Raw genomic sequence first — 24,489 nt, 5'->3', positions numbered from 1 at the left:
TACGCGTTGCAGTGCGAGAACTTTTTCTGTTTTTCCTTCATTTTTAACTATATATTATAGATATAGAAGCTCCTGAGATATTCTCAGGAGCTTACTTTTTGTCAAAAAGGAGGAAGCAAAGATGTTCAACAATCAAAAATTTCTGACACGTGGCGTGGAGCGCGAAATTCCCGCATGGCTCGTCAACCTCATGTGGCACATAGTCTTGACGATGGAAGTGCCGAGAAAGGATTACCTGCAAGTGTTTATCCTTACCACAACGCCAACCGGTCAGCACATCGTCTACGAGCAGGAACAGCCGCCGTATCGTTACGAGCTTGAAGTGGAATGTCCGGACGCGGTGGACGCGAAGGTGTTCGTGATTGATGACCGGACATATTCCACTATGCTGCTGGCGGATGAATATTAAAACCCTACAAACGAAACGGAGGAACAACCAATGCAAGAGACAAGAATTTGTGCAAACTGCGGTGCAGAACATCCGATTGAAGATATGTTTGAGGTAGAAGGCGACTGGCTCTGCGAGGACTGCGCCGACCGTTTAACCGTCATCTGTGACCACTGCGACGAACAGATTTATGCGGAAAACGCCATCGAAGACGAGCATTATTCGCTGTGCCACGACTGCGACTGCATCATCCGCACCTATAGCGCCTACTACGATGACGACGGTCGCACCTACTGCGAAAGCTGTTAGGACGATCACGAGGGCGCGATTCACGAGTATAACTATATGCCCGACCTCGTTTTCCACGGCAAGGGTCTGCGGCACTTCGGCGTAACACTGGAAATCGACAACGGCGGCACAGACCGTTACAATGCCGAAAAATTGTTGAACATCGCCAATGCAGACGCGGAGAATTTATACATCAAGACGGACGGCAGCTTGGACGATGGTTTGGAACTCGTCACGCACCCAATGACGCTTACATACCGTTTGAACGAAATGCCGTGGGCGGCGGTGCTCCACAAAGCACAGGAAATGGACTACCTCAGCCACGCCGCTGGAACCTGCGGTCTGCATGTGCATATCTCGCGTCTGGCGTTCGGCTGCACCTACGTGCAGCAGGAAGCTGCGATTGCACGGCTTTTGTACTTCGTCGAAAAGTTCTGGGCGGAACTCTTGCGATTCAGCCGCCGTACACAATCCCAGATGAACCGCTGGGCGGCGCGATACGGCATGAAGCTTACGCCGACAGACCAGATGAGCCACGCCAAGAACTCCTGTGCCGGACGCTACACGGCGGTAAACCTGACCAATTCGGATACCGTTGAAATCAGAATGTTTCGCGGTACGCTCAAACTCAATACCCTCAAAGCCACCTTACAGATGGTTAACCATCTGGTTGAGGTGGCTGTTGCTATGTCCGACACCACTGTACAGGAGCTTAGTTGGTTTGATTTTCTGGACACCGTGCATGAACCAGAGCTGATTCAGTACCTCAAAGAGCGCCGTTTGTACGTCAACGAACCCGTAAATGCAAGCGAGGAGGAATAATATGTGCAGTTTATTCGGCTTAATCGACTTTAAAGAGTGCCCGAGCACTCACACGAAAAACAAAATCCTGAATACGCTGGCGCGTGAATGTCAGGTGCGCGGCACGGATGCAACCGGCATCGCCTATAACTTCAAAGACCGTCTGCGGATTTACAAGCGCCCGATTCCCGCTCGAAAGATGAAGATTCACATTCCGAACGGCGTGAATGCGGTTATGGGGCATACCCACATGACAACACAAGGCAATGCGCAGTTTAACCAGAATAATCACCCGTTCCTTGGTCACGTTGACGGCAACAGCTTTGCTCTCGCGCATAACGGCGTGCTCTGGAATGACAAGGAACTGCGCGCAGAAGAAAACCTTCCGCTGACAAGCGTGGAAACGGACAGCTATGTTGCCGTTCAGCTCCTTGAACAGCAGAAAACCCTCGACTTTGACAGCCTGCAATCCATGGCTGAAGCAGTCGAGGATTCATTTGTCTTCACGGTTCTGGACAAGGACAACTCCATCTGGTTCGTAGTTGGCGATAATCCGCTGTGCGTCATGTTCTATGATGGCTACCTTATTTACGCCTCGACACAGCAAATCCTGTGCAAGGCCATCAAAAAGCTGCGGTTAAAAGCGCCAACGGACATTCTGGAGCCAAAGGAGGGTGAAATTCTGAAAATCGACCGCACCGGACGTATGACTACAAGCGCATTTACGCCGAAAACCAGTTATGAGCATTGGTGGCGGCGTTATTCTCCATATTACCGCGACTACTATGAGGACACGCCGGAAAACTATGATGACCTGTTCTCGGTTGCCAAAGCGTTTGGCGTGAGCGCAGATGAAGTGCAGGCATTGCTCGACTACGGCTGCTCCGCAGATGAAATCGAGGAAATGCTCTACGATCCGGCACTCCTGAACGAAATGACCGGTGAAAACTTTTATATGCGTACTGATTAGGAGGTGATTTTATGGACGCAGTAAAAGTCGTTCTCGGCGTGATGACGGTCATCGGCCTGCTGGCTGATCTGCTGTCAGACGATGACTGAACGCAAAAGTACCGGCTCACGCGAACCGGTACTTTTTTGAGTCTTTCATTTGGGTATACCCATCTAAAACAACGAAAAGCTATGTCAATAGGGTCGGTTTTGGACTCTTGAAATATGTCAAAATATGCGGCGACCCTATTGCACTTAACCACGTTTCAACTGCTCAATAAGATTATCAAACAGAGATACAAACTCGCTCTCAATCTGCGAGTAAATTTCCTGCGCGGTTGCATCGTCATAAATGTGCGAGGTCTGGTTGCGAGCATTCAGCAGTGCAATCCACGCCTGTTCATCATCAATCAGGCCATACGAGAACGCCTTACGCATCGTTGCTTTCGGACTGTTCAGTTCAGTAAATCCTTGGTCAAGTAAGAACTCACGAGTGGTTTCCCACGCCAGCTCGCAGGTGAACTCAAAGCGCTGGATTACACCGTCGCGAATGATTTTGGCAGGATTCTCTTGATACGCCTGCACGCCTTCGCGCAAGCGTTCTACAGCATTGGTGAGATTTTCGAATTTCGTATTGTAACGGTCCAGCAAGCAAATCCCGTCCTTCTCTATATTTTGAAGCAATGCGGCATCGGTGTGTTCGCTGACAAACACCAGATCAACCGAATACAGCGAGTCCAGATCATTTTCCACTGCATCGCTGAATAGTGTACGCTGTTGCGGCGTGCAGCCCCATACCGCGAAATCATAATCACTGCGGGCGTGATGATCGCCGCGGGCACGCGAACCAAATAATACTAGTTTCGGCACTCCATAACGGTGCGCTAATTGTTTTACCTGTTCGATTGTCTTATCCATCAGCGTCACCGTCCTTATATTTCTCATTATACCATACTTAAAGGAGAGATACACCATGAAAATCGGCTATATCCGCGTCAGCACCGAGGAGCAAAATACCGCTCGGCAGGAAGTCCTGCTGCGTGAGCTTGGTGTTGACGAGGTTTTCATCGACAAGGCCAGCGGCAAGAATGCCGATCGGCCAGAACTCACCCATATGATGGAGTACGTCCGCCGCGGCGATACCGTGATTGTCGAGTCGATCAGTCGTTTTGCCCGTAACACACGAGACCTGCTCGATCTCGTGGAACGGCTGACCGAAAAGCATGTAGAGTTTGTCAGCCGCAAAGAGGCTATCGACACCACCACACCTACCGGCAAATTCATGCTGACTGTGTTCGCCGCGGTCGCAGAACTCGAACGTGAGTATATCTTGCAGCGTCAGCGTGAGGGAATTGCTATCGCGAAAGAACAGGGCAAGTACACCGGCCGCAAGCCAATGCCCCTGCCGGACAACTTTGAGCGAGTGGTTGCTCGCTGGCGTGCCGGGGAAATCACCGCCGCAGAAGCCATGCGGCAAACCGGATTGAAGACGAATACGTTTTACCGGCGGTGTGCGAAATCGAAACAAACCGCAAACAACTAAGATTCCATTGTATACTTTAGTTACCGCTATACCTTAAATATTAACCGCCGAACCTCTCGTTTATGGGAAGTCCGGCGATTTTTTGTTTTATCCGTTTCGATGTTTTAAGCGAAAGTATGCGACCAAGTCTTCTCATGCCAGAATCGCTCTTCTCTGTTGCTCCACAATTTCAGACAGCCGGTTCAGCCGTTCCTCCGGCAGTTCGATAGTCGAATGCGGCCTGAATCGAAAGCCGTCCAGATTTTTCAGCTCCTGCCGGATTTCACCGGTCAGCATGCCGCGTGCCGTCTTGATAAAATCCACGCCGATACGCGGACGGCACTTGCCGATGTACCAGTCCGGATTGGCCAGCTGATCTTCGTCCAGATCGAACAGTAGACTGCGGTTATGGTCAAAGACCGGCGCAGGCTTTTGAATTTCCATCGTCTGATTGTCGAACAGGAAGCCGAAATTGCCGAGATGGCGGTCTGTGTTGAGAATGAGCGCGTCAAGTACGAACATACGGCGGAGTGCGTCCTCCGCGCCAAACCCGGCATACAGCCGCAGCAGCTCGGAAACCGTTGTCGGCCGGTCGGGAAAGTCGCTGATTTTGATGAGCCCGGCCTGCTCATCGGTAAACAGACGGCACTTGGATATCAGTCGATGATGGTAGAAATCCAGGTCGTAATCCACAGCCTGTGGACAAATCTGTGCCGCAATCTGGCACGCAAGGAATTCGGACAGCGGCTCGATTTCATAGGTGTCGCTGCCGCCCTTGTAGAGATAAATTCCGTCCGGTTCGCGCACCCAGCATTTTGCGTAATAGCCGTCCGTACCGAACTCCGGCGAGGTGGAGGACAGGGACTCTACGCTGATCACGCCGCTGAAAGCCGCCTGCGCGATGAGGGCATCAAACTCGTTTCGATATAGGGAAACCTTGTCCCAGCCGAGCGTTTCCGACTCTTCTTTCACCCAAAACGTATCGTTGAGCGACAGCGCATGCGTCACACGAAGAAAGCCTTCCAGACCGATGCAGCCGTACTGCTCCAGAAGCTGCTCGATATGCTTGCGGTGCTTGGGTGCTTTACGCTTCTCAAGCCACGCCGTCAGCGATTGCAGACCGAGCGGGCGCAATTCGGTGTACCACTCCTGCAGAACCGCGCTTTCCTCTCCAAATTCGTCCTGTATACAGGAGAACAATGCCCACGGCTCGTCTTTATTCATTAAGATGTATCGCATAAGGCGCCCTCCTTTCGCACTTTGGTGAGGTAATTATAGCATATTGAACACAGAATGGCAAAAGTAGCATAGCATCCGCCAGAACTACAATGTAATTGATAAATTGTGCCATTCCGCAAAAAACCTGTTTTCCTCATCAAGAACGAGGATGGCGATCTTGGTGTCATGGATTCATTCTCCGTGCGTAGCCGCTGAACTTCTGCGTCCTCTGCGCTCTATGGCAAATGCCTCCGGCCCTTTACTTCAAATCGTCTCGCTGTTTCGCAATAACTCAACTTTTCTTTCATCATGTTTTGCACGACCAGTTTCTTAAGGCAATACCGCATAATTGAACAAGAGCGATTTGCGAATAAATTTTGCGTACTGATGAGGCGCGGTTTCTTGCAATACTTGCCGTATTGCAAGAAATCGCAACAAAATCAGAATACAAAATTTCCGCAAAGCGCCGCTGCTTTAATTGTGCGGTGTTGCCTTAAATTCTGGCGTGTCCCGTTTGTTCATTTTTCCTCTTGGCATAATAAATCACTCCATCTGTTAGATAGTATATCATACTGTCTAACAAATGGGGGTGCAGTTCAACATATGTCCCCCTTCTTTCTCATTCCTCTGCTGCAGTAAATCTGATTCATCGTTGGGTTTTCGATCAAGATCAGCAGGCAGATAATCTATAGCACTCCGAGGCGTAAAAGAACGCAGTATATCGTTTTTTAGGCATGGACGCATTTCCTTAACAGTTTCCCATTGGATATCATCGAACATTTCTTCTCTATCTTCGTCTTCATCTTTTCGGCAATTATTTGTAAACTTATGAACCAGCTTTTTGTAATGTTCAGGCAGCACCCGTTCCTTCCCATACAGCGGGTAATACGGTGCTGAATGAAAGAGTAACAATCTTTTCGAGTGGGAAATACAGTTCTTTATACAGAACCAGATGTTTTACCAGTACATCCTCTACTCTCTCCAGCAAGTGCTCTGACGCTTCACTTATGACAAAAGTTTCATACACATTATCTATTAAAGAGCAGGAGGTATTGTACTTCAGCAGTTCCGCTTTATCGTGCTTATTCCCGTCTCCCTTAACTTTATATATGGCATTTAATACGAACAGCAATGGCAGTACAGGGTAAATATATGGTATCGAAAAAACTGCGTTATACCTTGTCTTACTGCAAACTGTTATCTTCTTTACAGGCACACCTTTATACAGTAGTTCGTTATCAAATCGCCGATAGCAATTATTGATATCCTCCGTAATTTTCTTTATTAGGTTTTTTCCATTATCCTCATAGTCATGCTATTTATCGCTCGTCTCTGAACGGCTCAGCAGATGCACCATATTACTGATCGCCTGAAACAAGTAATCATTTTCATCACGAATTTTAAACAGCAGTTTGTAAGACTTCATGTCAGCTTCATCATCATAGCTACGCATGTTAATTTTTGTAATATCTTCTTCAGTCCCAAAAACAAGTCTGGTATAGAGAAACTGAAGCTCATCCGAGCTCAAGTCTTCTCTTTTCCGGGCTCAGTCAGAAAATCTGTAAGAATACGAAAATTCCTATCTTTGTACCCAGGAGTATTGCTGTTTTCAACGAATTTCGCAAATTCAGTCATCTGCTGTTCAATCTTATGCCGAAGTTTTTTCTTTGACAAATTAGCATTTTCAAAATCAAATGCGCTATTACAGAACTTCTCAAACACTATAACCACTGGGCCACTCCACCGCACGACGACAAGAAGGCCGCACGCCGCCGCACTATTGGCAGCGTCAACCTGTTCCTCGTCTCTCCCCTGCGTCCGAAGTTGACCAACTTTCCGATGCTGGACATCCCGGCGAGTGCCAGCGCGGTCTCTACCAAGAAGGGTAAAACCGGCAAGACCGATCATCGCGACTGCACCGCCGGAATTGCCTTGACAGCCGAGTTCGTGTTGGACGGCGTTTCCGAACTCACGCGAAGCATTTTCGTGTACCTCGGTAAGCCGCTCAATCTGACCGAGGACGTCTGCCCGGCTCTGATTGGAGCAGCCCTCGAGGAGTTCGCTAACTGGTTCGCGGACAACTACGAACATGCAATTGCGCTGCTGCATCAGATTGCCGACAAGCCGGACATCCTGTCCCATCTGCGGGTCGAGGGCTCGGATGCGTTCGCTGATCTACTCACGCGCGAACGCCGTATCCAGGCCAATCTCGCTCTGCTTCGGTGGTCTTTCTTATGCATGGTCGAGATGATCAAAGAGCGCATGGAGTTACCTTCCAGCAACGAGCATGCGCTCTACGAAAAGTTTTGGGAGGCCATTCACTGCTCTGTCCGCAAGCAGGTGGAGGAATTCGCCTATTTTTAGCATAGCACCTGCGGCATCGAGCCGCAATACAGGCGCGGTTCCGCAGGTGTCTGATACGGCGAAATCCGGTTATCCCGAACTGTCGTATATATAGTATAACAATGGAAAGAATATACAATGCACCCACCATCTACACAAACCAAAGGAGGTCAACCCTTATGTTCAAGCCCACACCCACCTGTCCCCTGCCCGACATCCGCGAGGCACGCATCGACCCGACCCTGCCGGTGAACGAGCGCCTGCGCCTGTTCGCCTCGTCTGTCAGCGACCCACACCGCTTCCGCGTAGGCGACACTGCGGTTGAGGTGCTGTTTGATGACGGCGCACCCAGTCTGCAATCCTGCCTGACCAACCTGTGCAAGCGGCTCCAGTGATGGTAAAAGCCGGATAACCGAAGCGAAGCCTTGCGGCACGCCGTGTGCTGTGATACACTATACGTGCAAAACACAGCCTGCGGCGTGCCGTCCGTTTTTTAGGAGGCACTCAATGGCACGAAAAAGTAAATACGAACCCCAAAAGTTATCCACAGTCCTGTGGAAACCCGCGCTCTATATCCGTCTTTCCCGCGAGGACGGCGACAGCGAGGAGAGCAACAGCATTATCAGTCAGCGCGAGCTGCTGACCGAGTTTGCAGATACGCAAACCGACATGACCGCGTCCCGGCTGTACGTTGATGACGGCTATACCGGCACCGACTTCGACCGGCCGGATTTCCGACGCATGATGCACGACCTGCGCGCCGGCATCGTCAACTGCGTGATCGTCAAGGATCTGTCCCGACTGGGACGCAACTACGTCAAGGTCGGCGAGTACCTTGAGCACACGTTTCCGCTGCTGAACGTGCGGTTCATCGCGCTGAGCGAGCGCATCGACAGCGTTGCCGACCCGCGCTCGGCGGACAGCCTGATCGTGCCGTTCCGCAACATCCTCAATGACGAGTACGCGCACGATATCTCCAATAAAGTCCGCGCTTCGCTCGATCTCAAGCGCCGGCAGGGCAAATTTATCGGCTCATTTGCGTCCTACGGCTACCGCAAAGACCCGAACGACCACAGCCGGCTGCTGATTGACGAGCCGGCTGCCGCCGTTGTCCGCGATATTTTCAACTGGTTTCTTGCCGGAACAAACGTACTCGGTATTGCCAAAAAGCTGAATGCTAAGGGCATTCCGAATCCATCTGCCTACAAACGGCAGCAGGGCATGAACTACCGCCATCCGGCCTCGGACAAGCTGGACGATCTGTGGCCGGACAGTTCGGTTCGCCGTATCCTGCGCAATCCTCTCTATACCGGCACTATGGTGCAGGGCAAAAACCGCATGAAAAGCTACAAGCTGCATGTCAGCGAGGCCGTGCCCGAGGAGGACTGGATCACTGTCGAGCAGACACACGAGGCTATCATCTCAAGCGAGCTGTTCGCCAAAGCGCAATCCCTGTTCGCCCGTGATACGCGCACCTCACCAGCACAGCCCAAAGTCTACCTGTTCTCCGGTTTTCTTCGCTGCGCAGACTGCGGCAAGGCAATGAATCGAAAGCTGATTTCCCAACCGCATCGCGACTATTGCTACTATATCTGCTCGACGTTCAAAAAGCAGCACAGCGGCGCCTGCACGAAGCATACCATCCGCAGCGACCGGCTGGAGCAGGCTGTATTGGAAACGCTCCGTCACCAGATTGCTCTGGCGGTCGAGATGGATGAGCTGATTGCCGAGATCAACCGCAGCGGCACGCGAAACCGTTCCGTTAAGCCTCTGCTTGACGAGCGGGCACAGTTTGAAACCGAGCGCGAACGCATCGAGCAGATGAAGCTGTCCCTGTATCCGGACTGGAAAGCCGGAGATATTTCGCGTGAGGAATACCATCGGCTGAAAGAGCAGTTTGAGCAGCAGCAGGCCAAACTGGACACACGTCTTGCGTCCCTGCAAGCGCGCATTGACGAGGTGCAGAGCGGCGTGGACGAAACCAATTCGTTTGTATCACAATTCGTAAAATATCGCAATCTGCCCAGTCTGACGCGTGAAGTCGTAGTCGAACTGATTGACATGATTTATGTGCATGAGGGCGGAAAAATCACGATAAAGTTTAAGTTTTCGGACGCCTATGCAGTCGCGCAGGAGTATATCCGCAAGCATGGTCAGACCGCATAAGGCACATAGTCCTAAAATAACATCTTCCCCCGCTGCTGCCGACACCCTTTCCGCACTGCTGGAGGATTTGGGTGCCGAGCCGCGGGACTTTGACTGCATCGTTACCGGCGACCTCGGTCACATCGGTGCGGACCTGCTGCTGACGCTGCTGCGCGGCGACAGCATCGACCTGTCCCCTGTCTACTCGGACTGCGGCAGCCTGATTTTTGGTGACGAGCAGGACGCGCATGCAGGCGGCTCGGGCTGCGGCTGCTCAGCGGCAGTTCTCTGCGGACCGCTGCTGCGCGATATGCATCGCGGCAAAATCCACCGGCTGGTGTTTGCGGGCACGGGTGCGATGATGAGTCCGACCTCGGTGCAGCAGGGACAGCCGATTGCAGGTATCTGCCACGCCGTTGTACTGGAAAGGAGCGAAGCATGAACTACCTGAACGCTTTCTGGGTCGGCGGACTGATCTGTGCGCTGTGTCAGGTGCTGATTGACAAAACCAAGCTGACACCGGCGCGTATTCTCGTTTCGCTGGTGGTGCTCGGTGTTATCCTGCAGGGGCTCGGCTGGTATCAGGCAGTTGTGGACTACGCAGGTGCAGGCGCGACTGTGCCGCTGCTCGGCTTCGGATACTCGCTGGCAAAAGGCGTTGCCAAAGCAGTTGCGGAAAGCGGCCTGCTCGGCGTGTTCACCGGCGGCGTGACCGGTGCGGCAGGCGGCATTGCCGCCGCGATCGTGTTCGGCTGTCTGTTCGCGCTGCTGTCCAGACCGCAATCAAAGTCGTAAAAATAACACTCCCGCTCGGAATCCACCTTCCAAGCGGGAGTGTCTTTGCAGCCAATTCTTTCTTTATCCGATTACGCAGATCACGGTCATTATCATGGCGCATACCACCGCAGCCGCGCTGACAGTGCGTACCTTGCTTACCGCGCCATCGGCCTGCTGCCGGTCTTCACCCAACAGCCATGCCGGTCGGAAATAGAACAAGATACCGAGAACGAACAATACGCCTATGCTGACCCAGTCATAGATTTGCATTTTCAATGCCCCATTTCTTCATTTCCGTAACCCAATACTCTCTCTTCATTTCTCTCTCCTGCTTCCGTCTGCCGAAAGCTGCGGCACTAACCGACCGGCTGCAATCCGTCGGTATCTGCCGCTCGCGCACCTGCGTCTGTATACGCGGTGCAAACCTGCTCATCGCCTGTCTCTGCAGGTGATTCTTTTTTATCAGGTTGATATTATTTTATCACATCCCGCTGTAAATCTCAATGTTTCTGCGGCTTTACAAAACACTTTCTCCAATTTAACCAATTTCTTTTTTATGTTTTTGGCAAGAACCCTTTATTTTTGTGCACTTTATCTGTATCTATCTCCTTGCTTTATTGCATATTTTCGAGTATACTAAGAAAGACGAACTTTATCCCGCAATTGGGAAGGAGGAACTTTTTTAAATGCTGTACTCCAAAAACAAAAAACGCGGCTTCACGCTCGTGGAGCTGATCGTTGTGCTGGTCATTCTGGCGATCCTCGCGGCGCTGCTCATTCCGGCACTGACAGGATATATTGATAAGGCGAAAAAAGATCAGGTCATCGCGGAGACGCGCATGCTACATGAGGCCGTGCAGACGGAGATGTCCGAACTATATGGTTCTTCAAATTGGAAACTTAATTCCTACACCACACTTGCAAACAGTACAGGTACAGTAATTGGTAACAATTCTAATGGTAATCCTAATAGTTATGATTTGAAAGCCAACTACGATAAAATTGCAAAACTTTCCGAAGTACCTTGTCTGCAGAAAGGCGGTTCTGGACAATTTCTCGTTCTTATCAATAGTAAGGCACAAATCCACGCGATTATTTATCACTCCGACCGTGGCTATCTCGGTCTTTACTTTAGTGATACCAACCAATATAGTGCCTATAAAATTGGCGAAACTGCTGAAGGCGGTAAAATAAGTGATAACATGTTCCGTTCTTATTATAGTTCGGTTTATTATAATGCCGCCGTTGATGCCGTGCCCGACTCCAACGGCAATTACAACGACAAGAACTATTATTGGTGGTCTTGCACCGGCATCCGCGGTATGCTGAACATCAGCGAACTTGTTTTCCCATCATAACAAAATCCCCGCCACTCGGCGGGGATTTCTTTTACCATATGATATTATGCCTCAAACCCATCCGGGAACACAACGGTCAGCACCCACTTGAACGCCTCTTCGCCGTAAACGGCGTGCGGCACCTTGGCGGGCATGACCAGCGTTTCACCTGCCTTGACAATATGCGGCACACCGCCGACCGTAAAGCGTCCGGTGCCCTCGAGCACGGTCACCATTGCGTCGCCGGTGGAGTCGTGCGTGCCGATCTCCTCGCCCTTGTCAAACGCGAACAGCGTAATGCTGACCGCCTTGTTCTGCGCCAGTGTCTTGCTGACCACCTGTCCCGACTGAACGGAAACCAGCTCAGCGAGCCTTACAACGCTCTCATGGTCGATATTGCGGATGAACTTGTCCATAGCTTCTCCTCTTTCCTGTCGTTTGCTTTATGCGGACAGTATACCACGCCAAGCCGCCGATTTCTGTTGTCCGCACAACATTTACAGAAAAATCGAATTTTCCTTGCGCGCTTCAGTCTGGAATTGCTCGAGCATAGCGGTGTGCGACAGAAAATCCGGATCATCAAATTTCTTTGCACCGCTCGGGCAGTAAGTCGTGCAGGCACAGCATTTAATACAGGTGCCCGGAATATTAGACGGGTCGTTCGGGTCAATCGCACCCATCGGGCAGATTTCCGCGCACAGACCGCAGTGCTCACACAACATCATCATCGTGCTCGGCTTGGCCTTCAGGAACTTTGCGGGCGTTTTGTCGGTCTTAAGCGGCGTGTAGTAGGCTGCCTGCGCGTCACCCGGCACCTTCGGCGGCTTGATCTCTCCCTCGCTTCTCAGCTTGAGCGCCGCACCCTGAGCCAGCATACGCAGCTCACTGAGGTCAGCCGCGTCCGGACGGCCTGCCGCCAGCTTGTCCGAGAATACATGCCGGCACAGAAAAGCGCCGCCTGCCGCCGGTTTGAAGTTGTTTTTGATCAGCAGATCGCACATTTCGGCAAGCGCGTTGTCATACGCTCTGCCGCCGTAGGTGACGAGCGCCACCGCCGGTGTACCCTCACCGTGCAGGCAGCGAGCAAAGTCCGGCGAAATCTTGTTCGGCAGCCGACCGGCATACACCGGACAGCCGAATACGACCAGCTCATCCGGGGCAAACTGATACTCCTGCGCACGGTCAGACGGCGTGTTGAGTGATATGTACCGGCACTCTGCCTTAAACAGACGCGCCAGTTCATCCGCCGTTGTTTCAACAACGGTCTTTGTGCTTCCTGCCGGACTGAAATACACACCCGTAACTTTTTTGATATCCATATCCTTTTCGTCCTCCGCTTTACGCTTATTCTACAATTTCAATACGGAATACGTTGATCGTGTCCACATCGGGGCAGCAAAACACCGCCACGCCGTCCTCCTGCCCGGGAAGATGGCCGCCGTAACGCAGAATGTCGATGTATGGGAACGCAACGTGCATCGCCATCGGGCAAAGCTGCCCGCGCTCGGTGTCGAAGTCGAAGCTGTCGCCGATTTTGTGCCCGCGGTGACAGCCGTGCTTGCCTTTTCGATCGATCAGCGTAATTTTGATCTTGGGTCTGCTCATTTGCGCCACGGCTCCTCACCCTGATGCAGAATTTCCATCTGGCACAGACGCATCGCGTTCAGCGCGGTATCGTGCGACTCCGGCGTGACGCACGCGCACAGTGCCGCGTCGATTACGATGTTTGCCTCCGGGAATGCTGCCTTGCACAGCATGGCGTTGGAAATCACGCAAATGCCAGTGCATACGCCGACAAATTCGATCTCCTCCGGCGGCTCGTGCAGAGCGCGTAGCGCGTCCACAAGTGCCACCGCGCCGAAGGTCGGCTTGCGGATAATGCGGGACGCCGGAATGCCATCCACAGCGGCAGCAATGGCATCGTCCAGCGCATGACCTTCCGTTCCTTCGATGCAGTGCGGCACCGGCAGATGGCGCCCTTCGTTTGTCTCCATGTAGTTCGGCTGGTGGGTGTCCAGCGTGACGAACAGATTCTCACGCGGTGCATTTTTTGCCTTCTCTGCCACATAGGGCACGATGGCGCGCGCTTCAGCCGTACCGAGAGGGCCGCTGATAAAATCCTTCTGCATATCCACTACGATAAGAATTTTCATAAATTATGGTTCTCCTTTGTGTAGTGGTTATAGTATAGCATTGTTTGATGGGGTTTTCCATGCATTTTCGTTTTTTAGCGAGTGCTAACCGGTGGATTGCCGCTTGCGAAGCGAGGTGAACTGCACTGACGCCGCGCGGGCGCACAAGAGGGTAGACAACCTGCGGTTTTCCACCCTCTTATGAATCTCCCCTTTTCCCTTGGATAGTCTGGCGCAGACCGGAGAACGGTGACCGCTGCGAAAATGGAAAACGGCAGTCGGGTTGCCGTTGCGTGTCTTTCCCCGCCTTTTCGCAGTTCACAGATAAATTACTGCTGCGCATGCGGGTTCATCTACGCAGAGCGCGGCACAAGGTGAATTGCCCGAAGGGCAAGAGAAGGTCCCCTGGGGGATAGCAGTGCCGCACAACTCTTTGGCACGTTATAACGCACGGCACCTGCGAATTTAGGTGTTCGGTGCCATTTATTTTCGCAGGTGCTATCTATAATAACGTGCTCACGAATTGCGCAACACGGTCATGTTGCGCCTGCGAAGACTTTCGGTCTGTGTAGCAGTAATGTATCTGACACTGCGAACAGGTTGCGAAAGACACTGTAGTAAAAATCCTCTGCCGTTCCCCGTTTCTACGCTTACGCAGTCTACCATCTGCACCCAAGCTACGCCGCAAGGGAAACGGGTGTTCAAAGAGGGTAGAAACCGTAGGTGTCTACCCTTTTTGTTCCCGCGCCGGACGGCGCACGTTCCCCGCACGCCGCAGCGTGCGAAATCTCTCACCCAGAAATGGCGAACCTCTTCACCCGATGAAGTTCTCCACGCGGTCCGCCGCCTTGTGCATCGCATGCTCCGCCTTACGCGCCGCGTGCTGCGCACTTCTCCTCATCGACGGATTGAGCATCGCGCCGGCCGCTACCATCGAAACCACCGCGCCTGCCATCGCTCCGGTCGCAATGCCGGAAACAAAAGGTGAAATTCGCATAAAAGATCTACCGCCTTTCATAAAGTTTATAGAATCAGTATGCCCGCTCGTCCCTCAAATTTTGCACAGCAAAAAAATGCTTGTTTGGCACAATCGACTATTTACAATCGCATGTTCATATTATATAATATATCTAACAATCCGCCTTTAAGGTGCGGCCCGTGAGCCGCGCAAGGCAGAAAACAGTGCATACGCCGTCAGCCGTAGGACAAGGGGGACAGGTGTAGTATTTCGTGCGGCTTTCTGCTAATTGTTGTGGCGGAAAGTCATTTTTTTGCATTTTTGAAGGGAGGCGGCAGATTGACCGAACCGAAGATCATACTCGATCAGGATGGCATTCGCCGTGCACTGACCCGCATTGCGTTTGAAATCGTGGAAAAAAACAAGGGCGCGGAGCACCTGCTGCTCGCCGGTGTGAAAACACGCGGTATCTATCTGGCGCAGCGCATTGCTGCCAAGCTGGGCGAGGTCGAAGGCAAGGCACCTCCTGTGCTCGAGCTGGACGTTACACCGTGGCGCGATGACGTGCCGCGCACGGACGCTCCTCTGCCCGATCTCGATCCGCGTATTGCAGGCGCGACCGTCATCATCGTGGACGATGTGCTGTACACCGGACGCACCGTACGTGCCGCCATCGAAGCCATCTCTCACCGAGGACGCGCCGAGCGCATACAGCTGGCTGTGCTGGTCGATCGCGGTCACCGTGAACTGCCGCTGCGGCCGGATTATATCGGCAAAAACCTGCCTACCGCGCGTGATGAACGCGTTTTTGTCCGCCTGACCGAAGTGGACGGCGAAGACAGTGTAAACATACAAGCTCGCAATCCGTAAAACAACATCGCACCTGAGAAAGGAAGAACCGAATGTCTATCCAAACCTTAGTAGAAAAGATCAAGGAAAAGGGCAACCCGACCGTAGCCGGCCTGGACGCTCGACTGGAGTACATCCCGCAGCATATTTCGGGACGCAACATGATGCTGCACGGCGAAACGCTGCGTGCTGCCGCTGAGAGCGTCGTAGCCTTCAACTGCGGCCTGATCGACGCACTGTGCGACATTGTTCCGGCCGTAAAGCCGCAGGCTGCGTATTACGAGCTGCTCGGCTCCTACGGTGCGATGGCGCTCAAGGAGACCATCGACTACGCACACGCCAAGGGCATGTACGTTATCGGCGATATCAAGCGCAACGACATCGGCGCTACCGCAACCGCCTACGCAGAGGCTTACCTCGGCAAGACCCGTGTCGGCGACACCGAGATCGCACCGTACGGCTGCGATTCGGTTACCGTAAACGGCTATCTCGGCACCGACGGCGTAGAGCCGTTCCTCAAGGAGTGCCGCAGCCGCGAGAAGAGCCTGTTTATGCTGGTCAAGACCTCCAACCCGTCCTCCGGCGAACTGCAGAACCGCGACATGGAGGGCAAGCCGCTCTACGCCCGCATGGCCGAGATGGTAGCAAAGTGGGGCGAGGGTCTGGATACGCCGTGCGGCTACAACCAGATCGGTGCCGTAGTCGGCGCAACCTACCCGGAGGAACAGAAGATCATCCGTGAGCTGCTGCCGAAGTCCTACTTCCTCGTACCGGGCTACGGCGCGCAGGGCGCGACCGCAAAGGACATCGCAAATGCATTCAACGACGACGGTCTCGGTGCTATCGTAAACTCCTCCCGCGGCATCATGTGCGCATGGAAGAAAACCGGTAACAACGGCGAGGATTATAAGGAAGCCGCCCGCGCAGAAGCCATCCGGATGCGCGACGACATCGTAAACGCCATTAAGTGATTATAGGGGGTATCCAATACCCCCTATATACAAAAATCAGTTCCAGTAGAAACTGATTTTTGATACCCCCGGACGCGGCCCAAGGCCGCTGAGTCGAGGTATAAAAAGTCAGGCGCATGTCCCGACTTTTTATGAACGCAGCAAGCTGCGTTCTATTACAATAGAAATTCCGCGAATTTCATTTAGGAGCGTGTGGATATAGTGAAAAAAGCATACTTACTGCTGGCGGACGGCACTCTGTTCGAGGGTACCGCAGTCGGCTACGAAGGACAGAGCATCGGTGAGGTCGTATTCAACACCGGCATGGCAGGCTATCAGGAGGTTCTGACCGACCCGTCCTACTACGGTCAGGTCGTTACCATGACCTACCCGCTCGTCGGCAACTACGGCATCAACTTTGAGGATTATGAGTCCCGCAAAAGCTGGGTTTCCGGCTTTATCATGCGCGAGATGTGCGAATACCCGTCCAACTGGCGCTGCAAGGTAACGCTCGATGAGTACCTCAAGGCACAGAAGGTCGTTGGCCTTGCCGGCATCGATACCCGCCGACTGACCCGCAAGCTGCGCGGCGAAGGCGTTATGAACGGCGTTATTTACACCGAGGGCTTCGAGCCGGATGAGCAGACCATTGCGGAAATGAAGGCTTACGTTGTAAAGGATGCGGTTAAGACCGTAACCTGCGACGAGAATATCGTTTATCCCGCTGACGGTGAGACCAAGTACCGCATTGCCCTGTTCGATTACGGCGTAAAGTACAACATTGAGCGCGAACTGTGCAAGCGCGGCTGCGAAGTCACCGTTGTTCCGGCGTACACCAAGCCGGAGGAGGTTATCGGCAAGTACGACGGCGTGATGCTGTCCAACGGCCCCGGCGATCCGGCGGAGAACGTTGAGATCGTGGCAAACCTCAAGGAGCTGCTGAAGTCCGACATGCCGATCTTCGGCATCTGCCTCGGCCACCAGCTGCTGGCACTGGCTATCGACGCAAAGACCACCAAGCTGAAGTACGGCCACCGCGGTGTCAACCATCCGGTAAAGGACATCGACGCGGACCGCACCTACATCACCTCGCAGAACCACGGCTATGCCGTTGTAGGCGAGTCGGTTGACCCGCAGATCGCCCGCGTGCGCTATGTCAACCTGAACGACGGCACCGTTGAGGGCCTCGAGCACATCGGCCGTCCGGTATTCACCGTTCAGTATCACCCGGAGGTATGCCCCGGCCCGATGGATACCTCGTATCTGTTTGATAAGTTCATCGAAAATATTGAAAAGTCGAAAGGAGGCGCTCAGTAATGCCGCTGCGCAAGGATATTCATAAGGTAATGGTACTGGGCTCCGGCCCGATCGTTATCGGTCAGGCTGCCGAGTTCGACTATGCAGGCACGCAGGCGTGCCGCGCACTGCGCGAGGAGGGTCTGGAGGTTGTTCTGGTAAACTCCAACCCGGCAACCATCATGACCGACAAGGCTATGGCGGACAAGGTTTACATCGAGCCGATGACCGTCGAAGCCGTTCAGGAGATCATCAAAAAGGAGCGTCCGGACTCTCTGCTGCCCAACCTCGGCGGTCAGACCGGTCTGAACCTCGCCATGGAGCTGTGCGAGAACGGTTTCCTCGATAAAATGGGCGTAAAGCTGCTCGGCGCTAATCCGACCACCATCGCAAAGGCAGAGGATCGCCAGATGTTCAAGGACACCATGGAGAAGATCGGCGAGCCGATCATTGCCTCCAAGGTTGTTCACTCGGTTGAGGATGCGGTTGATTTCACCCGTGAGATCGGTCTGCCGGTCATCATCCGTCCGGCGTACACGCTCGGCGGCACCGGCGGCGGCATCGCCTATACCTGGGAGCAGCTGCGCGAAATTGCGGCCTCCGGCATCATGTACTCGCGTGTTGACGAGATTCTGGTCGAGAAGTGCATCGCAGGCTGGAAGGAAATCGAGTACGAGGTAATGCGCGACCACAAGGGCAACGCCATCACCATCTGTAACATGGAGAACGTTGACCCGGTCGGCGTACACACCGGCGACTCTGTCGTAGTTGCGCCGTCGCAGACCCTGTGCGACAAGGAGTATCAGATGCTCCGCACCTCCGCACTCAACATCATCACCGAGCTGGGCATCGAGGGCGGCTGCAACGTGCAGTACGCGCTCAACCCGGAATCCTTCGAGTACGCCGTAATCGAGGTAAACCCGCGTGTTTCCCGTTCCTCCGCACTGGCTTCCAAGGCAACCGGCTACCCGATTGCAAAGGTAACCGCAAAGATTGCAGTCGGCTATGGTCTGGATGAGATCTCCAACGCCGTTACCGGCAAGACCAAGGCATGCTTCGAGCCGACGCTCGACTACTGCGTTGTCAAGTTCCCGCGCTGGCCGTTTGACAAGTTCGTTTACGCGGACAACACCCTCGGCACCCAGATGAAGGCCACCGGCGAGGTTATGGCCATCGACAACAGCTTTGAGGGCGCACTGATGAAGGCTGTCCGCGGCTGTGAGATCAAGCTGGACAGCATGATCGCCCCGCACATCCAGAAGCAGTCTGACGCCGAGATTAAGAAGGGCGTGTCCCGCACGGACGACCAGCGTCTGTTCCACATCTGCGAGGCTCTGCGCCGCGGCATCATGACCATTGAGGAGATTCACGACATCACCACAATGGACGTGTTCTTCCTGCACAAGTTCCAGAACATCATCGACATGGAGAAGGAACTGGCTGCAGCTGACAAGATCGACTCCGATCTGTACATCCGCGCCAAGAAGATGGGCTTCCTCGACAAGACCATCGAGCAGCTGTCCGGCAAGGACATTTCGGATGTTAAGCGTCTGCCGGTATACAAGATGGTTGATACCTGCGCCGCCGAGTTCGAGGCAGAGACCCCGTATTACTACTCCACCTATGATGAGGAGACCGAGGTTGCACCTCCGTCCGGCAAGAAGAAGGTTCTGGTACTTGGTTCCGGCCCGATCCGTATCGGTCAGGGCATCGAGTTCGACTACTGCTCGGTTCACGCTGTCTGGGCACTGCAGAAACTCGGCTGCGAGACCGTTATCATCAACAACAACCCGGAGACTGTTTCCACTGACTTTGATACCGCTGACCGTCTGTACTTCGAGCCGCTGACGCCCGAGGACGTTACCGGTGTTGTTGAGGCAGAGAAGCCGGATTATGCAATCGTACAGTTCGGCGGTCAGACCGCCATCAACCTTGCGGCGCACCTTGAGAAGCTGGGCGTTCCGATCCTCGGCACGCCGGCATGGTCGATCGACGCCGCTGAGGACCGTGAAAAGTTCGACGTTATCCTGGAAAAGTGCGGTATCCCGCGTCCGGCAGGCCATACGGTTATGACCGAGGAAGAGGCTGTCAAGGCAGCCGACGAGCTTGGCTATCCGGTTCTCGTTCGTCCGTCCTACGTTCTGGGCGGTCAGGGCATGGAAATTGCCTACAAGGAGGCCGATGTCCGCGAGTTCATGCAGGTTATCACCCGCAACAAGGTCGAGAACCCGGTTCTGGTCGATAAGTACATGATGGGCCGCGAGATCGAGGTCGATGCCATCTGCGACGGCGACGACATCCTCATCCCGGGTATCATGGAGCACTTCGAGCGCGCAGGCGTTCACTCCGGCGACTCCATTTCCATCTATCCGTCCATCAACATCGAGCAGAAGCACAAGGACACCCTCGTTAAGTATACCGAATCTCTGGCAAAGAACCTCGCTGTTCTCGGTCTGGTCAACATCCAGTTCGTTCTGTACAACGATCAGATCTACGTTATCGAGGTAAACCCGCGTTCGTCCCGTACCGTACCGTACATCTCCAAGGTTACCGGCGTGCCGATGGTCGATCTGGCTACCCGCTGCATGTTCGGTGAAAAGCTGAAGGACATGGGCTGCGGCACCGGTCTGCATCCGGAAAGCGACCACTATGCGGTCAAGGTTCCGGTATTCTCGTTCCAGAAGCTGCGTGATCTGGATACCCAGCTTGGCCCTGAGATGAAGTCCACCGGCGAGGTTCTGGGCGTTGCCAAGACCTTCCGCGAGGCACTGCTCAAGGGTCTGACCGGCGCAGGCTTCCAGATGAAGAAAAAGGGCGCTGTCCTGATCTCGGTCCGTGATTCGGACAAGCAGGAGGCAATCCGCATCGGTGAGCGCTTCGAGGCTCTTGGCTTTGATATTTACGCTACCAGCGGCACCGCAAACGTGCTCAACCGTCACATGGTCGCAACCAACTCCATCCGCAATGTGGATGAGCCGTCCCCGAACATCATCGACCTGATCGAGTCCGGCAAGATCGACTACGTTGTTGCTACCTCGGTCAAGGGCCGTCATCCGGAGCTTGGCTCGGTACACATCCGCCGTATCGCGGTAGAGCGTGCAATCCCGTGCCTGACCTCGATGGATACGGTTTCCGCGCTGCTGCGTTGCCTCGAGGGCGATGTTAAGATCGAAAACTGCGAAATGGTTGATATCAACACCATCTGATTGCAGTGAAATAGAAAAAGAACCCGAAGGGAGAAACTTCGTAAAGAAGTTTCTCCCTTCGGGTTTTGTAATCCGCCGGAATGGATACGCCGTATGAACAGTATCCGGAGCCGCGCAAAGGAAATGGAAAAATCATTTCAGTCTCTTGTATAGCGTAAGAAAACAGAAACGGTGCAGTCAATAAGACTGCACCGTTTCGAAAAATGTTAAATTGAACTGCAAAAGCTGTTATACGAGAGAAATTAGTCCTCGTCGTCGATCTCCAGGTAATCCTTAAGATCCTTGAACAGTGCGGTCGGATCAACGTCATCCTCGAGAACGATCTGAAGCGGCTCGTTCAGGGACAGCAGGAACATACCGAGCAGGCTCTTTGCGTCTACCATACCGCTCTTGCCGTGAATCCAAATATCAAAACCGTAACGGGTTACGATCTTGTTGATCTTCTGAATGTCGTCCGTATTCTTTACACGGATACCTCTGGTCATAATAACTACCTCCTGAGATTGTACTTCGTGAAGCCCTTTTATGTTAGTTTCATTATAGCATAAAACAGCAGAAAGAAAAGAGGTTTTTATAGATTTTCTCATTTTTCAGCGTTTTTCGCTTAACATAAGCACAATTTCTCAGTTGTTTAGGCACTATTCACAGATTATATCCTCTGTGCTTGTGCACAGTGTTGAGTCTCTCGGTCGGATGATTCATGAGAAGCGACAAAAAACTGTGTAAAAAATCGTATATTCTGTCAGGAAGGATTTTACTTGCTCAGTGAAGCAGCGTGATCCTGCTGTGACAGGCGGCCTTTCCCTGCGGTATGCCGCAACAGCACGGCGGCGATTACTGCGGTCAGCACTTCCGCGATGGGGAACGCCAGCCACACGCCGGCCGGCAGCAGGCGCGCGAACAGCCATGCCGCCGGCAGTACGAAGATCAGCTGACGCAGCAGCGACACGAGCAGCGACTGCACACCGCCCTCGGTGGCCTGGAACACGCCCTGTATGGCAATGTTTGCACCTGCGAACACAAAGCTGACCGCCAGCACGCGCAGACCGGTCACACACAAGCCCATCGTGCCTGCGGACAGTGAGAAAATACCTGCCAGCGGCTGCGCCAGAATTTCTACAGCCGCAGTGCAGACCAGCATAAGAACACTGGTATACATCAGACCGCAGCGCACGCCCTCGCGGATGCGTTTCGCGTTTTGCATGCCGTAGCTGAACGACACAATCGGCGTAATCGCGTCACGCAGACCAAATGCCGCGAACAAAACAAACTGCTGAATTTTGTACACAATGCCATAAGCGGTGACATACGAACTGTCCAGACTGCCGAAAATCAGATTAACACAATAATTCATCACGCTCATCGCACCCTGTGCTATGATGGCCGGTACGCCGATGGAGTAAATCTCGCCGACGATACTGCGGCGCAGGCGCAGAGCCTTGCGTCTGAACGGCAGTTCCCTGTTCAGACGGAAATGGAACACGGCTGCCAGAGCCAGAGATGCAATCTGACCGAGCACGGTCGCCCATGCCGCACCTGCTACGCCCAGCTTCGGACAGCCGAGCAGACCGTAGATCATGATTGGGTCAAGCACGATGTTCGTCAGTGCGCCTGCCACCTGTGCGATTGTAGAATAAAGCGAACGGCCGGTCGCCTGCAGGGTTTTCTCAAACACCGAGAAGAACAGAATACCGAACGAGGCCATACAGCAGATGCGCAGGTACTGACTGCCCATCGCCAGAGCGATCGAGTCGCTCGTCTGCGAGCCGATGTACGCACCCGCACCGAACGCGCCGAACAGCAGGCACACCGCATAAATAATCCCCATGAGCGTCAGCGCATTGCCTGCCGCTGCCCCCGCCTTCTCCCGGTCACCCTGACCGAGCGCGCGTGCGATGAGCGCATTTGCGCCAACACCGGTTCCGATGCCGACGGCGACCATCATCATCTGCACCGGAAACGCAAGTGTCAGCGCGTTGACCGCGATTTCACCGTTTTCCGCCATATTTGCCACAAAATAGCTGTCCACAATGTTGTAGACCGCCTGCAGCATCATAGATAGTATCATCGGTGTGCCCATCTGCAGCATGAGCCGTCCTACCGGCGCGGTCGCCATTCGTTTTTCTGCCTTGTTCCGATCCATATCGAAACCTCCCGATTGGATTTTCGGAGTCTTTACGGAAAGCTGCCACAACCTGTCTTTTGCACAAAAGAAAAAAGTGCGTAAATCCATCTGGATTTACGCACTTCTGCTACTCGACTGCTTTATTTTATCAGCGTTTTTCGCACTTGTCAAGCGGTTAGACCGGATACTTCCGAAAGATTCCGGGTGCAACGCCAACGTTCTTGCGGAAGCTGTGAATGAAATTCTCCTCGCTGTTGTAGCCGGTCGCGTAGGCGATTTCCTTGACCGACAATTCGGTGGAGGCCAGCATATACTTCGCCTTATCGATGCGGCGCAGCACGATATACTCATATGGCGAATAGCCGGTCCGCGCCTTGAACTGCCGTGAGAAATGCGATGGACTCAGGCTGACGGCTGCTGCCGCGTCCTGCACGCCGATCGGCTCGAACAAATGCCGGTTCATATAGCGGATGGCCTGTGCAATACGGTCGCCGCCTGCGGTGCTCTCGGTGGTCTCGTCCAGCAGGAGCAGACACAGCAGTCGGTGGATCAGCTGTGAGCACCGTGCCTCGCTCAGCCGCGCGTCCTCGGCGCAGGCGCTCCGCAGAGAATCCAGCATTTGCGCAATCTCCGCCGGTGCGGCCGGCGAAAATGCCCTGCGGCCGCGTGCCTGCAGGATTTTCTGATAGAATGCACGGGCATTCAGGCCGTTGAACAGCAGCCAGGTGAACTCCAGTCCGTCCGAGGCAGCATAGCTGTACGGCTCACGGCAGTCGAACAGCACGATCTGTCCGGCTCCGGCGATGGCAGGCGTACCGTTCAGCGTCAGCTCCATTGCGCCATCATGCACAAAAAACAGCATGATATTTTGGTTATGGTCACCCTGCAGGGCAATTTCCGACCGATGATTGAAGGAATACCGGCTGCTGCAGAAGTAATGTCCGAGCCGCGTCGGGTAATAAAAAAGCTCCTTTGCAAGCGAAGACGGCGTAAAAAAGTACCGTTCCGAGGTCTGATGGACACCTAATTCGGGAATCAGCATAGCGGTCACTCTCCTTGTCTCTATCCTACCAGAAGTATCCGTTTGATGCAATAGCGAATAGCAGGATTTCGCAGGTTTAGGGTAATTTGTATCATTGGCAAGACGGCAGAAACGCTTTATAATAGAGCCATCAAACAGGGAAGCCACCCTTGATATGGCAAACA

General features: G+C 53.5%; 27 protein-coding genes. 15 read left to right on the top strand and 12 right to left on the bottom strand.

The window, feature by feature from the left end; all coding sequences use genetic code 11:
- The first annotated feature begins 121 nt into the window (after window positions 1-121).
- The 4 genes from DW806_RS11415 to DW806_RS11405 are packed head-to-tail and all read left to right on the top strand — an operon-like array spanning window position 122 to window position 2,447.
- On the top strand, window positions 122-409 hold the full coding sequence (locus DW806_RS11415; protein WP_118730035.1) for a DUF960 family protein: 288 nt from the start codon (window positions 122-124) through the stop codon (window positions 407-409).
- Between the two features lie 30 nt (window positions 410-439).
- Window positions 440-697: a hypothetical protein gene (locus DW806_RS15765; protein ID WP_243022725.1), complete on the top strand. Its 258-nt coding sequence runs from the start codon at window positions 440-442 to the stop codon at window positions 695-697.
- Window positions 698-733: 36 nt separating this feature from the next.
- A complete protein-coding gene (locus tag DW806_RS11410; protein ID WP_243022723.1) occupies window positions 734-1,498 on the top strand; it encodes a hypothetical protein in 765 nt (254 codons plus the stop codon).
- Between the two features lies 1 nt (window position 1,499).
- Window positions 1,500-2,447, top strand: coding sequence for a class II glutamine amidotransferase (locus DW806_RS11405; protein ID WP_118730034.1), 948 nt, complete (start codon window positions 1,500-1,502; stop codon window positions 2,445-2,447).
- 233 nt (window positions 2,448-2,680) lie between these two features.
- Here DW806_RS11405 and DW806_RS11400 read toward each other — a convergent pair whose 3' ends face one another.
- Complete coding sequence (locus tag DW806_RS11400) at window positions 2,681-3,343, bottom strand: HI0074 family nucleotidyltransferase substrate-binding subunit (protein WP_158578362.1); 663 nt, start codon at window positions 3,341-3,343, stop codon at window positions 2,681-2,683.
- A gap of 55 nt (window positions 3,344-3,398) precedes the next feature.
- On the opposite strand from DW806_RS11400, the gene DW806_RS11395 reads away from it, so the two are divergent.
- Window positions 3,399-3,968: a recombinase family protein gene (locus DW806_RS11395; RefSeq protein ID WP_118730032.1), complete on the top strand. Its 570-nt coding sequence runs from the start codon at window positions 3,399-3,401 to the stop codon at window positions 3,966-3,968.
- A gap of 132 nt (window positions 3,969-4,100) precedes the next feature.
- Here DW806_RS11395 and DW806_RS11390 read toward each other — a convergent pair whose 3' ends face one another.
- Both DW806_RS11390 and DW806_RS11380 read right to left on the bottom strand, forming a co-directional pair.
- Window positions 4,101-5,186: a HipA protein gene (locus tag DW806_RS11390; protein ID WP_118730031.1), complete on the bottom strand. Its 1,086-nt coding sequence runs from the start codon at window positions 5,184-5,186 to the stop codon at window positions 4,101-4,103.
- Window positions 5,187-6,480: 1,294 nt separating this feature from the next.
- Complete coding sequence (locus DW806_RS11380; RefSeq protein ID WP_118730029.1) at window positions 6,481-6,693, bottom strand: hypothetical protein; 213 nt, start codon at window positions 6,691-6,693, stop codon at window positions 6,481-6,483.
- Window positions 6,694-7,004: 311 nt separating this feature from the next.
- Between DW806_RS11380 and DW806_RS11370 the strand changes: the two genes are divergently transcribed.
- The 5 genes from DW806_RS11370 to spoVAE all read left to right on the top strand — a co-directional run bounded on the left by DW806_RS11370 (window position 7,005) and on the right by spoVAE (window position 10,448).
- On the top strand, window positions 7,005-7,529 hold the full coding sequence (locus tag DW806_RS11370) for a hypothetical protein (RefSeq protein ID WP_118730027.1): 525 nt from the start codon (window positions 7,005-7,007) through the stop codon (window positions 7,527-7,529).
- 158 nt (window positions 7,530-7,687) lie between these two features.
- A complete protein-coding gene (locus DW806_RS11365; RefSeq protein WP_118480667.1) occupies window positions 7,688-7,903 on the top strand; it encodes a DUF6870 family protein in 216 nt (71 codons plus the stop codon).
- 112 nt (window positions 7,904-8,015) lie between these two features.
- Entirely contained in the window at window positions 8,016-9,674 is a 1,659-nt protein-coding gene (locus DW806_RS11360) for a recombinase family protein (protein ID WP_118730026.1), read from the top strand.
- Window positions 9,658-10,095: a hypothetical protein gene (locus DW806_RS11355; protein ID WP_243022721.1), complete on the top strand. Its 438-nt coding sequence runs from the start codon at window positions 9,658-9,660 to the stop codon at window positions 10,093-10,095. The genes DW806_RS11360 and DW806_RS11355 overlap by 17 nt, the downstream gene beginning before the upstream one ends.
- On the top strand, window positions 10,092-10,448 hold the full coding sequence (spoVAE, locus tag DW806_RS11350; protein ID WP_110435916.1) for a stage V sporulation protein AE: 357 nt from the start codon (window positions 10,092-10,094) through the stop codon (window positions 10,446-10,448). The genes DW806_RS11355 and spoVAE overlap by 4 nt, the downstream gene beginning before the upstream one ends.
- Before the next feature lie 63 nt (window positions 10,449-10,511).
- Here the strand turns inward: spoVAE and DW806_RS11345 are convergent, their stop codons facing one another.
- Window positions 10,512-10,700 carry a hypothetical protein gene (locus tag DW806_RS11345; protein ID WP_118361219.1) on the bottom strand — a complete coding sequence of 63 codons (189 nt, stop codon included), beginning with the start codon at window positions 10,698-10,700 and terminating at the stop codon, window positions 10,512-10,514.
- A gap of 416 nt (window positions 10,701-11,116) precedes the next feature.
- Between DW806_RS11345 and DW806_RS11340 the strand changes: the two genes are divergently transcribed.
- A complete protein-coding gene (locus tag DW806_RS11340) occupies window positions 11,117-11,788 on the top strand; it encodes a prepilin-type N-terminal cleavage/methylation domain-containing protein (RefSeq protein ID WP_118480661.1) in 672 nt (223 codons plus the stop codon).
- A 44-nt stretch (window positions 11,789-11,832) separates the two neighbouring features.
- Here the strand turns inward: DW806_RS11340 and DW806_RS11335 are convergent, their stop codons facing one another.
- The 5 genes from DW806_RS11335 to DW806_RS11315 form a co-directional block, all read right to left on the bottom strand.
- On the bottom strand, window positions 11,833-12,183 hold the full coding sequence (locus tag DW806_RS11335) for a cupin domain-containing protein (RefSeq protein ID WP_117489259.1): 351 nt from the start codon (window positions 12,181-12,183) through the stop codon (window positions 11,833-11,835).
- An 81-nt stretch (window positions 12,184-12,264) separates the two neighbouring features.
- Complete coding sequence (locus DW806_RS11330) at window positions 12,265-13,086, bottom strand: 4Fe-4S binding protein (protein WP_118730024.1); 822 nt, start codon at window positions 13,084-13,086, stop codon at window positions 12,265-12,267.
- Window positions 13,087-13,111: 25 nt separating this feature from the next.
- Complete coding sequence (locus tag DW806_RS11325) at window positions 13,112-13,372, bottom strand: TIGR04076 family protein (RefSeq protein WP_118730023.1); 261 nt, start codon at window positions 13,370-13,372, stop codon at window positions 13,112-13,114.
- Window positions 13,369-13,920, bottom strand: coding sequence for a cysteine hydrolase family protein (locus tag DW806_RS11320; protein ID WP_118730022.1), 552 nt, complete (start codon window positions 13,918-13,920; stop codon window positions 13,369-13,371). The genes DW806_RS11325 and DW806_RS11320 overlap by 4 nt, the downstream gene beginning before the upstream one ends.
- A 793-nt stretch (window positions 13,921-14,713) precedes the next feature.
- Window positions 14,714-14,896: a hypothetical protein gene (locus DW806_RS11315; RefSeq protein WP_118730021.1), complete on the bottom strand. Its 183-nt coding sequence runs from the start codon at window positions 14,894-14,896 to the stop codon at window positions 14,714-14,716.
- Between the two features lie 300 nt (window positions 14,897-15,196).
- Between DW806_RS11315 and pyrR the strand changes: the two genes are divergently transcribed.
- The 4 genes from pyrR (at window position 15,197) to carB (ending at window position 21,158) form a co-directional block, all read left to right on the top strand.
- Window positions 15,197-15,727: a bifunctional pyr operon transcriptional regulator/uracil phosphoribosyltransferase PyrR gene (gene pyrR / locus DW806_RS11310; RefSeq protein ID WP_110435909.1), complete on the top strand. Its 531-nt coding sequence runs from the start codon at window positions 15,197-15,199 to the stop codon at window positions 15,725-15,727.
- A 32-nt stretch (window positions 15,728-15,759) separates the two neighbouring features.
- Window positions 15,760-16,677 carry an orotidine-5'-phosphate decarboxylase gene (gene pyrF / locus DW806_RS11305; protein ID WP_117752127.1) on the top strand — a complete coding sequence of 306 codons (918 nt, stop codon included), beginning with the start codon at window positions 15,760-15,762 and terminating at the stop codon, window positions 16,675-16,677.
- A 201-nt stretch (window positions 16,678-16,878) separates the two neighbouring features.
- Window positions 16,879-17,973, top strand: a complete 1,095-nt coding sequence (locus tag DW806_RS11300) for a carbamoyl phosphate synthase small subunit (RefSeq protein WP_118730020.1) — start codon at window positions 16,879-16,881, stop codon at window positions 17,971-17,973.
- Entirely contained in the window at window positions 17,973-21,158 is a 3,186-nt protein-coding gene (gene carB, locus DW806_RS11295; RefSeq protein ID WP_118730019.1) for a carbamoyl-phosphate synthase large subunit, read from the top strand. Before DW806_RS11300 ends, carB begins: the two co-directional genes overlap by 1 nt.
- Window positions 21,159-21,400: 242 nt before the next feature.
- Here carB and DW806_RS11290 read toward each other — a convergent pair whose 3' ends face one another.
- From DW806_RS11290 to DW806_RS11280, 3 genes are all read right to left on the bottom strand, one after another.
- Window positions 21,401-21,643, bottom strand: a complete 243-nt coding sequence (locus tag DW806_RS11290; RefSeq protein WP_110435905.1) for an HPr family phosphocarrier protein — start codon at window positions 21,641-21,643, stop codon at window positions 21,401-21,403.
- 269 nt (window positions 21,644-21,912) lie between these two features.
- Window positions 21,913-23,301 carry an MATE family efflux transporter gene (locus DW806_RS11285; RefSeq protein WP_118730018.1) on the bottom strand — a complete coding sequence of 463 codons (1,389 nt, stop codon included), beginning with the start codon at window positions 23,299-23,301 and terminating at the stop codon, window positions 21,913-21,915.
- A gap of 157 nt (window positions 23,302-23,458) precedes the next feature.
- On the bottom strand, window positions 23,459-24,325 hold the full coding sequence (locus DW806_RS11280; RefSeq protein ID WP_110435903.1) for an AraC family transcriptional regulator: 867 nt from the start codon (window positions 24,323-24,325) through the stop codon (window positions 23,459-23,461).
- Between the last annotated feature and the right edge of the window lie 164 nt (window positions 24,326-24,489).

This window comes from Butyricicoccus sp. AM32-19, assembly GCF_003480365.1.
In the GTDB taxonomy this organism is placed as follows: Bacteria; Bacillota; Clostridia; order Oscillospirales; family Butyricicoccaceae; genus Agathobaculum; species Agathobaculum butyriciproducens.
Note: the sequence above shows the minus strand (reverse complement) of the source record. Positions and strands in the feature narration are given on the sequence as shown.